Annotated in this window: 10 protein-coding genes and 2 tRNA genes; 8 read left to right on the top strand and 4 right to left on the bottom strand. The window is 66.4% G+C overall.

Translation table 11 applies throughout. The features are described 5' to 3' along the window. Window positions 1–36 precede the first annotated feature (36 nt). Window positions 37–113: transfer RNA gene (locus JMF86_RS04595), tRNA-Arg, on the top strand. A gap of 190 nt (window positions 114–303) precedes the next feature. On the opposite strand, the gene JMF86_RS04590 is transcribed toward JMF86_RS04595, so the two are convergent. The 4 genes from JMF86_RS04590 to JMF86_RS04575 form a co-directional block, all read right to left on the bottom strand. Continuing rightward, complete coding sequence (locus tag JMF86_RS04590; protein WP_006476619.1) at window positions 304–2,670, bottom strand: bifunctional (p)ppGpp synthetase/guanosine-3',5'-bis(diphosphate) 3'-pyrophosphohydrolase; 2,367 nt, start codon at window positions 2,668–2,670, stop codon at window positions 304–306. A gap of 63 nt (window positions 2,671–2,733) precedes the next feature. Further along, on the bottom strand, window positions 2,734–2,937 hold the full coding sequence (gene rpoZ, locus JMF86_RS04585) for a DNA-directed RNA polymerase subunit omega (protein WP_006025620.1): 204 nt from the start codon (window positions 2,935–2,937) through the stop codon (window positions 2,734–2,736). Between the two features lie 58 nt (window positions 2,938–2,995). After that, window positions 2,996–3,679, bottom strand: coding sequence for a guanylate kinase (gene gmk, locus JMF86_RS04580; protein ID WP_011544849.1), 684 nt, complete (start codon window positions 3,677–3,679; stop codon window positions 2,996–2,998). Between the two features lie 7 nt (window positions 3,680–3,686). After that, window positions 3,687–4,610: a YicC/YloC family endoribonuclease gene (locus JMF86_RS04575; protein ID WP_012328100.1), complete on the bottom strand. Its 924-nt coding sequence runs from the start codon at window positions 4,608–4,610 to the stop codon at window positions 3,687–3,689. Between the two features lie 173 nt (window positions 4,611–4,783). Here JMF86_RS04575 and rph point away from each other — a divergent pair, with 173 nt between their 5' ends. The 7 genes from rph (at window position 4,784) to JMF86_RS04540 (ending at window position 9,529) form a co-directional block, all read left to right on the top strand. Then, entirely contained in the window at window positions 4,784–5,524 is a 741-nt protein-coding gene (gene rph, locus JMF86_RS04570; RefSeq protein ID WP_006476623.1) for a ribonuclease PH, read from the top strand. Beyond that, a complete protein-coding gene (rdgB, locus tag JMF86_RS04565; protein ID WP_201316771.1) occupies window positions 5,517–6,143 on the top strand; it encodes an RdgB/HAM1 family non-canonical purine NTP pyrophosphatase in 627 nt (208 codons plus the stop codon). Before rph ends, rdgB begins: the two co-directional genes overlap by 8 nt. A 34-nt stretch (window positions 6,144–6,177) precedes the next feature. Next, window positions 6,178–7,392 carry a radical SAM family heme chaperone HemW gene (gene hemW, locus JMF86_RS04560; RefSeq protein WP_011544847.1) on the top strand — a complete coding sequence of 405 codons (1,215 nt, stop codon included), beginning with the start codon at window positions 6,178–6,180 and terminating at the stop codon, window positions 7,390–7,392. A 44-nt stretch (window positions 7,393–7,436) separates the two neighbouring features. After that, a tRNA-Ser gene (locus tag JMF86_RS04555) sits at window positions 7,437–7,524 on the top strand. Between the two features lie 141 nt (window positions 7,525–7,665). Next, window positions 7,666–8,058 carry a hypothetical protein gene (locus JMF86_RS04550; RefSeq protein ID WP_006476626.1) on the top strand — a complete coding sequence of 131 codons (393 nt, stop codon included), beginning with the start codon at window positions 7,666–7,668 and terminating at the stop codon, window positions 8,056–8,058. Window positions 8,059–8,430: 372 nt separating this feature from the next. Next, window positions 8,431–8,724, top strand: coding sequence for a hypothetical protein (locus JMF86_RS04545; RefSeq protein ID WP_006476627.1), 294 nt, complete (start codon window positions 8,431–8,433; stop codon window positions 8,722–8,724). A 313-nt stretch (window positions 8,725–9,037) separates the two neighbouring features. After that, window positions 9,038–9,529: an energy transducer TonB gene (locus tag JMF86_RS04540; protein WP_027806771.1), complete on the top strand. Its 492-nt coding sequence runs from the start codon at window positions 9,038–9,040 to the stop codon at window positions 9,527–9,529. The last annotated feature ends 20 nt before the right edge of the window (window positions 9,530–9,549 follow it).

Raw genomic sequence — 9,549 nt, 5'->3', positions numbered from 1 at the left:
GAAGGTTCCGACAGTTGAAGCAGTACCGTTTTGCGTGCGGCTGTAGCTCAGTTGGATAGAGTACTTGGCTACGAACCAAGGGGTCGTGGGTTCGAATCCTGCCAGCCGCGCCACCTTAAAAGGGCTTTCCTTCGGGAAAGCCCTTTTTCTTTTTGCGCCCGCCCTCCTCACTCGCACCATCGCCCGCACGCCTTCGGCAACGCGCCGGCAACGTCACGCGCCCTTTCGGTAGCGTCAATGAAAACGGCGGCCATTGGCCGCCGTCCGTCGAGCATCGAATCCACCCGCCGGGGCACGTGAGCGTCAGTAGTCCTGCCGCTCGCGCTCGATACGCATGCCGCCGTCATGGCGCGCATGCGCACCGTCGTCGGTCGAGCGCTCGCGCATGATCCGCATCACGTCGGGATTGGTTCTCACGCGCCGCATCACGTTCGCGAGATGCACGCGGTCGCTGACCTGGATCACGAAGCGCAGCACCGTCGATTCGTGCGTCAGATCCTCGTCCATCGCGATATGGACGATGTTCGCGTCGGCCGACGTAATGTCCGCCGCGACGCGCGCGAAGATGCCCTTCGTGTTCTTCACGAGCGCCTTCACCGCGACATCGAACAGGCGGCCCGGCTGCGGCGCCCATTCGACGTCGATCCAGCGGCCCGGATCGCGGCGATGGATGCGCTGCGCGACACGGCAGTCCGTCGTATGAATCGCCATGCCCAGACCGATGCCGATGTAGCCCATGATCGCGTCGCCCGGGATCGGCCGGCAGCAGGCGGACAACTGCACGGACATCCCTTCGGTGCCGGTAATCACGACCGGCGGCGCATGATGCGCGGGATGCCGCTCGGACTTCGGCAGATCGTCGTCCGCGTCGCGGCCGCTCATCAGCACCTCGATGCGCTTGGCCATCACCGCGGCGACGCGACGGCCGAGGCCGATGTCCGCGAAGATTTCCTGACGGCTCTTGTTGCCCGTCCACTGCACGAGCTTCTCCCACACTTCCGGCTCGACGTCGGCCAGCGCGAGACCATAGCCCTTCAGGCTCTGGTCGACGAGCCGCTCGCCCAGCTGCACGGACTCGTTCAGGCGCATCGTCTTCAGGTAGTGGCGGATCGCCGAGCGCGCCTTGCCGGTCCGTACGAAGCCGAGCCATGCGGGGTTCGGCTTCGAATACGGCGCGGTGATCACCTCGACGATGTCGCCGCTCTTCAATTCGGTGCGCAGCGGCAGCAGTTCGTTGTTGATCTTCACGGCCACGCACTGGTTGCCGAGATCGCTGTGGATCGAATACGCGAAATCGAGCGCCGTCGCGCCACGCGGCAGCGCCATGATCTTCGACTTCGGCGTGAACACGTAGACCGCGTCGGGGAACAGGTCGATCTTCACGTGCTCGAGGAATTCGCTCGAATCGCCCGCTTCGCTCTGGATGTCGAGCAGCGACTTCAGCCACTGATGCGCGCGCTTCTGCACGTCGCTGAGATCCGCGCTGCCGTTCTTGTACAGCCAGTGCGCGGCGACCCCCGCCTCGGCGATCTCGTGCATCTTGCGCGTACGCACCTGGAACTCGATCGGCGCGCCGAACGGGCCGACGAGCGTCGTGTGCAGCGACTGATAGCCGTTGATCTTCGGGATCGCGATGTAATCCTTGAACTTGCCGGGCACGGGCTTGTACAGCGCGTGCAACGCGCCGATGCACGTGTAGCAGTCGAGCGGGCTGTCGACGACGACACGGAAGCCGTACACGTCGAGCACCTGCGAGAACGACAGCTGCTTGTCGCGCATCTTGCGATAGACGCTGTAGATGGTTTTCTCGCGGCCGGTGATCTCGGCGTCGATCTTCGCGTCGGCCATCGCGCGCTGCGCGGCCTCGAGGATCTTGCTGATCACTTCGCGGCGATTGCCGCGCGCGGCCTTCACCGCCTTCTCGAGCGTCGCGTAGCGATGCGGGTTGAAGTTCGCGAAGCTCATGTCCTGCAGCTCGCGATACGTGTTGTTCAACCCGAGCCGGTGCGCGATCGGCGCGTAGATGTCGAGCGTTTCCCGCGCGACGCGGCGGCGTTTTTCCATCGGCACCGCGCCGAGCGTGCGCATGTTGTGCAGGCGATCGGCGAGCTTGACGAGAATGACGCGCACGTCGCGCGCCATCGCGAGCAGCATCTTGCGGAAGTTTTCCGCCTGCGCTTCCTCGCGGCTGCGGAATTCCATCTTGTCGAGCTTCGACAGGCCGTCGACCAGCTCGGCGACCTTCGGGCCGAACCGCTCGGCCAGCTCGTTCTTGGTCACGCCCTGGTCTTCCATCACGTCGTGCAGCAACGCGGCCATCACGGCCTGCGCGTCGAGCTTCCAGCCGGCGCAGATTTCCGCGACGGCGACGGGATGGGTGATGTAGGGCTCGCCGCTCTGGCGATATTGACCGAGGTGGGCTTCGTCGCTGAAGTGGAACGCCGCCTTGACCTCTTTGATTTCGTCCGGAGCGAGATACTCGGCAAGCGCGGCGGTCAGTTTCGCGATCGAAACGACGCCGTGCTTGCGCGGCTGCTCCGGTGTGGCGGTCGGCCCGAACAGATGCCGGAAGGACTGTTCGAGGACCGCGTCGATGTACTGGCGCGCAGGCGACTGGGCCGTGGCTTCGGTGGTCGAATCCGCGGAGGCGGACGATGGGGTGGTGCTCATATTCGCCTCCAGGTCGAGTCGTTGCGCGCGTGGACTACATGGCTGGAACGGGCCGGATGCGCGTTACACCGGCACCTTCTTCAGCATCTCGACGCCGACCTGGCCGGCGGCGATTTCGCGCAGCGCGACGACGGTCGGCTTGTCGCGGCTTTCGATTTTCGGCGTATGGCCTTGCGCGAGCTGCCGCGCGCGATAGGTGGCGGCGAGCGCCAGTTCGAAGCGGTTCGGGATTTGCTTCAGGCAGTCTTCGACGGTAATGCGAGCCATGTTGGTAATTCCTTCTGAATATAGTCCTTATTCTACCTTATGTCCCTCGTGCCCCGCGTCATTCCGCGTGGGGCAGATGGACGCCGAGGTCGATGAACAGCTCCGTGTGTCGCGCGTACTGCGAAGCAAAACGCAGGCGCGTCGCCGCGACGATGCATTCGAGTTCCGCGAGCGCACGCTCGAAATTCTCGTTGATCACCACGTATTCCGCTTCCGACGCGTGCGCGATCTCGCTGCCGGCGGCCAGCAGGCGCCGCGTGATCACGTTCGGTTCGTCCTGGCCGCGCTTCTTCAGGCGCTCTTCGAGCGCATCGAGCGACGGCGGCAGGATGAAGATGCCGACCGCGTTGCGGAACTGCTTCTTCACCTGCAACGCACCCTGCCAGTCGATTTCGAGCAGCACGTCGTGGCCGTTCCTCATCTGCTCTTCGATCCAAACGCGCGACGTGCCGTAGTAGTTGCCGTGCACTTCCGCGCTCTCGAGGAATTCGTGCGCCGCGTGACGCGCGCGGAAATCCTCGACGGTCGTGAAGTGGTAGTGCTGGCCGTCCTGCTCGCCCGGGCGCGGCTTGCGCGTCGTGTACGAGATCGACAGGCAGATGTCGCTGTCCTTCGACAGCAGCGCATTCACGAGCGTCGACTTGCCGGCGCCCGACGGCGCAACGACCATGAACAGGTTACCGGGATAGACGCCGCCATGCAGCGAATGCGACGCGTGGCCGTCGCGGGTGGAATCGGTCATGTTGCTTTTACTCCAGGTTTTGCACTTGCTCGCGCATCTGCTCGATCAGCAGCTTCAGCGCCATCGACGCGTCGGCGAGTTCCTTCGCCGCCGCCTTCGAGCCGAGCGTGTTCGCTTCGCGATTCAGTTCCTGCATCATGAAGTCGAGACGCTTGCCGACGCGGCCGCCCTTCTCGATCACGTGACGCGTTTCATTCAGGTGCGCGGTGAGCCGCGACAGCTCTTCCGCGATGTCGATCCGGATTCCGTACATCGTCACTTCCTGACGGATGCGCTCCGCGGCTTCCTCGCGCGTGACGACCGTCGAGCCGCCTTCGGGCGCCGCGAGGCCGAGCGCTTCCTGCAGCCGCTCGACGATCTTCTGCTGGTGCTTCGCGATCAGCTCCGGCACGAGCGGCGTGATGCGCGCGACGATCGCCTCCATCTCGGTGACGTTCGACAGCAGCATCGTCGCCAGTTGCGCGCCTTCGCGCGAACGCACGACGACGAGCTCGCCGATCGCTTCCTTGCCGCAGGCGAGCACCGCGTCGCGGATCGCCTCGGCCGACACGCCGCTTTCGGCGAGCACGCCGGGCCAGCGCAGGACTTCACCCGCGCGCAGGCGGCCGACGCCCGGGAACGAATCGAGCACCGCGCGTTCCAGCTCGGCAAGCTGGCCGAGCGCCGACTGGTTCAGCGCGCCCGCGCCGATGCTCTGCTCGCCGCGCTGCAGGTTGATCCGCACGTCGACCTTGCCGCGCGACAGCTTGTTCATCAGCATCTCGCGCAGCGCGGGTTCGCACGCACGCACGTCGTCCGGCATCCGGAAATTGAGATCGAGGAAGCGCGAGTTCACGGTGCGCAGTTCGACCGACACGCTGGTGCCGCCGTTGCCGGCAGCCGTCGCGAGTTCGCGCGTCGCGCTCGCGTAGCCCGTCATGCTGTAGATCATGGTTCGTCTCGCCGTCTGGTGCCCTCGCGGGCGGGGAATACATCGAGGCGCCCGGCGCATCGGAAGGCGCGGGGCGGGAAGCGCGCATTATCCCATTTTTGCGGACCACCCCGCCGGGCACGCCCGCCGTTCGGCGCTAAAATCGGGGTTTCCTCTCCTTCCGCGATTTCCCCATGACGTCTTCCGTTTCCCGCCCGAGCGGCCGCCGCGCCGACGAACTGCGCAAGGTCGCCCTCACGCGCCACTACACGAAACACGCCGAAGGCTCCGTGCTGGTCGAATTCGGCGATACCAAGGTGCTCTGCACCGCGAGCGTCGCCGAGCGCGTGCCCGAATTCCTGCGCGAGCGCGGGCAAGGCTGGCTGACCGCCGAATACGGGATGCTGCCGCGCGCGACCCACACGCGCAGCGACCGTGAGGCCGCACGCGGCAAGCAGACGGGCCGCACGCAGGAAATTCAGCGCCTGATCGGCCGCGCGCTGCGCGCGGTGTTCGATCTCGAGGCGCTCGGCCCGCGCACGATCCATATCGACTGCGACGTGATCCAGGCCGACGGCGGCACGCGCACGGCCAGCATCACCGGCGCGTTCGTCGCCGCGCACGACGCCGTGTCGACGCTGATCGCGGCCGGCAAGCTCGCGCGCTCGCCGATCACCGACCACGTCGCCGCGATCTCGGTCGGCGTGTACGAAGGCGCGCCCGTGCTGGACCTCGACTACGCGGAAGATTCGCGCTGCGACACCGACATGAACGTCGTGATGACGGGCGCGGGCGGCTTCGTCGAAGTCCAGGGCACCGCCGAAGGCGTGCCGTTCTCGCGCGCCGAGATGAACGCGCTGCTCGACCTCGCGCAGGGCGGAATCGCCGAGCTGGTGCAGTTGCAGAAGGATGTCCTGGGTGCGAGCCATGCCTGACGACCGCACCGTCGCGCCGCTGTCGCGCATCGTTCTCGCGTCGAACAACCCGGGCAAGCTGCGCGAATTCACCGCGCTGTTCTCGACGGTCGGCATCGAGATCGTCCCGCAGGGCGAGCTCGCGGTGCCGGAGGCGGAAGAGCCGTTCGGCACGTTCATCGAGAACGCGCTGACCAAGGCACGCCACGCGTCGCAGCTCACCGGGCTGCCGGCGATCGCCGACGATTCGGGCCTGTGCGTGCGCGTGCTGCGCGGCGCACCGGGCGTCTATTCAGCACGCTACGCGCAGCGCGCGGGCCGCGACAAGGGCGACGCGGCGAACAACGCGTATCTCGTCGAGCAGCTGCGCGGCGTCGGCGACCGGCGCGCGTACTACTGCTGCGTGCTCGCGCTCGTCCGCCATGCGGACGATCCGGAGCCGCTGTTCGCCGAAGGGCGCTGGGCCGGCGAAATCGTCGATACGCCACGCGGCGAACACGGTTTCGGCTACGACCCGTATTTCTACCTGCCGTCGCTCGGCGCGACGGCCGCCGAACTCGAGCCGGCCGTGAAGAACACGCACAGCCATCGCGCGCTGGCGCTGAAGGCGTTGCTCGCGCGGCTCGCGGAGGAAGCATGAGTTTGCTCGATACCCATTCACAGCGGGAGGTCGCATGAGCCAGGCCGCGGACACCGGCGCGCGCGTGGTCGCGACCTTCACGTCGCCCGGCCAGGTGCGTCTCACGTCGCTGCCGCCGCTCGCGCTGTACGTGCATTTCCCGTGGTGCGTGCGCAAGTGCCCGTACTGCGATTTCAACTCGCACGAATGGAAAGGCGAACGGTTCCCGGAAGCCGACTATCTCGACGCGTTGCGCGCCGACCTCGAGCAGGCGCTGCCGCTCGTGTGGGGCCGGCAGGTGCATACCGTGTTCATCGGCGGCGGCACGCCGAGCCTGCTGTCGGCGGCCGGCCTCGACCGGATGCTGTCCGACGTGCGCGCGCTGCTGCCGCTCGATGCCGATGCCGAGATCACGCTAGAAGCGAATCCGGGCACGTTCGAAGCCGCGAAGTTCGCGCAGTTCCGCGCAAGCGGCGTGAACCGCCTGTCGGTCGGCATCCAGAGCTTCAACGAAGCGCACCTGAAGGCGCTCGGCCGGATTCACGACACCGCGCAGGCGCGCGCGGCCGTCGAGATCGCCGCGAAGAACTTCGACAACTTCAACCTCGACCTGATGTTCGCATTGCCGAACCAGACGCTGGACGAATGCCGCACCGACATCGAGACCGCGCTGTCGTTCGCGCCGCCGCACCTGTCGCTGTATCACCTGACGCTCGAGCCGAATACGCTGTTCGCGAAGTTCCCGCCCGTCGTTCCCGACGACGACGCGTCGGCCGACATGCAGGAATGGATCCATGCGCGCACGGCCGAAGCCGGCTACGGGCGCTATGAAGTGTCCGCATACGCGAAGCCGAATCATCAGTGCAAGCACAACCTGAATTACTGGCGCTTCGGCGACTATCTCGGGATCGGCGCGGGCGCCCATACGAAGCTGTCGTTCCCGAACCGGATCCTGCGGCAGGCGCGCTACAAGCATCCGGCGACCTTCATCGAGCAGGCGAAGGCCGGCACGGCCGTGCAGGAAGAGCGTGAAGTCGGCGCGCGCGACCTGCCGTTCGAATTCATGCTGAACACGCTGCGGCTCGTCGAGGGCTTCCCCGTGCACAGCTTCGCGGAACGCACGGGCCTGCCGATGAGCACGATCGAGCCGGCGCTGAAGGAGGCGGAACGGCGCGGGCTGATCACGCGCGATTTCACGCAAATCGCGCCGACGCCGCTCGGCCAGCGTTTCCTCAACGACCTGCAGGAATTGTTCCTGCGCGACGACTGAACGCATGAACGAGGCGGCATTTCGGTTACAATGCCGCCTCGTGTGGAAGCGTGGCCGAGCGGTTTAAGGCACTGGTCTTGAAAACCAGCGACGGGAAACTGTCCGTGAGTTCGAATCTCACCGCTTCCGCCAGGAAGTTCGCCGAACCCCGTCCATTCGCAGAATGACGGGGTTTTTGTTTGTCCGCTCGCGTGCGCCCCGCACGTTCCGACGCGTCGCGCCGGATGCCGTTACAATCCCGCGCTCCGATTCGCGAAACGGGAAATCCACGTCATGAAGCCCTTCCTCGTCTCGTCGCTCGTCGCCGTGCTGGCCGCCGTCAGCACGCATGCAGCGGCCGACACCGCCTCCGGCAGCGACGCGCAGGCGTCGTGCGCGATCGCGTACGTGACCGGCGTCGGCGGTTCGCCGCGCGGCCTCAGCGAATATCTCGCGAGCCCGTCGCCATACAACTACCTGAAGGACAACGAGCTTCAGTGCAAGGTGGGCGACGACGGACGCACGTCGAACTGCACCGGGGTGACCTACCTGCGCAACGAACAGGTCAGCGTGTACGACGATTCCGATCCGGCGACGCTGACCGTCGTCGCGCGCGTGGAACTCGACCATGGCCAGAAGTATCCGGTGATCGTCGTCGTGCAGCGCAAGGACGCGCGCTGCAAGTAACGAAGTCGCGGTGCGACGCGCCGTCGGTCGAGACGGAACGTGCGTCCACGCCGCGCCTTGCGCGGCACCTGCCCGGTGGGCACGGGCGGCGGCGCTCGGTCATGCAAACCGGACCAGCACGTCAGGCAGCGCACCGGCGCCCGACGCGAAAAATACGATGATCCGCATTTCCGTCGCTCGCTCGTGGAATCGGCGCCGAATCGACACGGTACGCGCGCCCGGATACCAGCCGCCGCACACCGCTCCGGACGCCTCCCGGCCCGCCCCGCCATCGCCTAGAATTCGTTCAACACGGCGACACGAACGCCGCCGCGTGTTCGATGTATTCGATGCCGCACGCGCCACCCCTGCGCGCGGCACACGGAGATCGCCATGACCGACCTGTCGACCGCGACGGACCACGTCGATTACGAAGGCTTCGAGATCCATGTCGTGCCGGCCACGCTGCCAGGCAGCGACACGCGCTATACCTACACCGGCTACGTGTGCCATCCGGGCGTGAATCCGGCGTTGCCCGGCCATGCGGTGCCGTTTCACGCGGACGGCGAGGAAAGCTTCGCGAGCCTCGACGAGGCGACCCACGAAGCCATCCACATCGGCAAGAGCATCATCGACGGCACGCACCCCGACCTGTCGGTACTGTCGCTCGTCACGCACGGCTTCTGAACCGGCCGACGCACGTCGCCGGCGATTGCCCGGGAGGTGCGGTCGAGGTTGCCGCCTCGGCGGACCGCTGCGCCAGCCGGACGATCGATCGCAGCGTGCCGTGGCTTTCAACCTTGCAACACGCGCGTCCGCCGCGGCCGCTGTCACATGTCGCGTCACATCACGACGCACGTTGCACGGTTGCTCGACGCGGCGCCCGGCCGTCATCATCAGCGATCCCGGCGGCCGATCCAGCGCGCTATGCGTTTCTCCCCATATCGTCTCGCGTCGGTGCGCCTATCATTTTTTTATCGTCCCTCCCGGCCATTACCTCATGCGCCCCCTTCTCCGTCCGCGCGTCGCCCGGCTGCGTATTGCCGCGCTGGCCGCCGTCGCCCTGCTTGCCGCGTGCACGATCACGCCGCCTTCGTCGTTACGCTCGGTCCTGACGATTCCGTCGGTCATACGCAGCGGCAACCTCGACCAGTATCGCGTCGAGGTCGCGCATCGTGTCGCCGAACGCAATCCGTCCGGCATGCTGCACGGCACACCGCAGGCCATGCTCCGTTCGCTCGTCGTCGTCGCCTTCACCGTCGATGGCAGTGGCCGCGTCGTCAACGCATCCGTCTATCGCAGCAACGGCGACAGCGAAGCGGAAGCGCTCGCGCTCGCGTCGCTGCGCCGCTCGGCTCCGCTGCCGGCGCCGCCGTCGCGGCTGCTCGACGGCAACGGCCGGCTCGAACTGATGGAAGGCTGGCTCTTCAACGACGACGGCCACTTCCAGCTGCAAAGCACCGCCTCCGCGCAGGCGCAATCGATCGACTGATGCGCCGCCGCGGCCCAATT

It is taken from the genome of Burkholderia sp. E168m15 (assembly GCF_016586105.1).
GTDB classification, from domain to species: domain Bacteria; phylum Pseudomonadota; class Gammaproteobacteria; order Burkholderiales; family Burkholderiaceae; genus Burkholderia; species Burkholderia orbicola.
This window is presented reverse-complemented; position numbering and strand designations above follow the sequence as displayed.

What these genes read in the sequence shown, in the direction of transcription:
- JMF86_RS04550 (WP_006476626.1), top strand. Translation starts at nt 7,666, where the DNA reads ATGAAGCCCTTCCTCGTCTCGTCGCTCGTCGCCGTGCTGGCCGCCGTC.
- hemW (WP_011544847.1), top strand. Translation starts at nt 6,178, where the DNA reads ATGAGCCAGGCCGCGGACACCGGCGCGCGCGTGGTCGCGACCTTCACG.
- rpoZ (WP_006025620.1), bottom strand. Translation starts at nt 2,937, where the DNA reads ATGGCTCGCATTACCGTCGAAGACTGCCTGAAGCAAATCCCGAACCGC.
- JMF86_RS04540 (WP_027806771.1), top strand. Translation starts at nt 9,038, where the DNA reads ATGCGCCCCCTTCTCCGTCCGCGCGTCGCCCGGCTGCGTATTGCCGCG.
- rph (WP_006476623.1), top strand. Translation starts at nt 4,784, where the DNA reads ATGACGTCTTCCGTTTCCCGCCCGAGCGGCCGCCGCGCCGACGAACTG.
- JMF86_RS04590 (WP_006476619.1), bottom strand. Translation starts at nt 2,670, where the DNA reads ATGAGCACCACCCCATCGTCCGCCTCCGCGGATTCGACCACCGAAGCC.
- rdgB (WP_201316771.1), top strand. Translation starts at nt 5,517, where the DNA reads ATGCCTGACGACCGCACCGTCGCGCCGCTGTCGCGCATCGTTCTCGCG.
- gmk (WP_011544849.1), bottom strand. Translation starts at nt 3,679, where the DNA reads ATGACCGATTCCACCCGCGACGGCCACGCGTCGCATTCGCTGCATGGC.
- JMF86_RS04575 (WP_012328100.1), bottom strand. Translation starts at nt 4,610, where the DNA reads ATGATCTACAGCATGACGGGCTACGCGAGCGCGACGCGCGAACTCGCG.
- JMF86_RS04545 (WP_006476627.1), top strand. Translation starts at nt 8,431, where the DNA reads ATGACCGACCTGTCGACCGCGACGGACCACGTCGATTACGAAGGCTTC.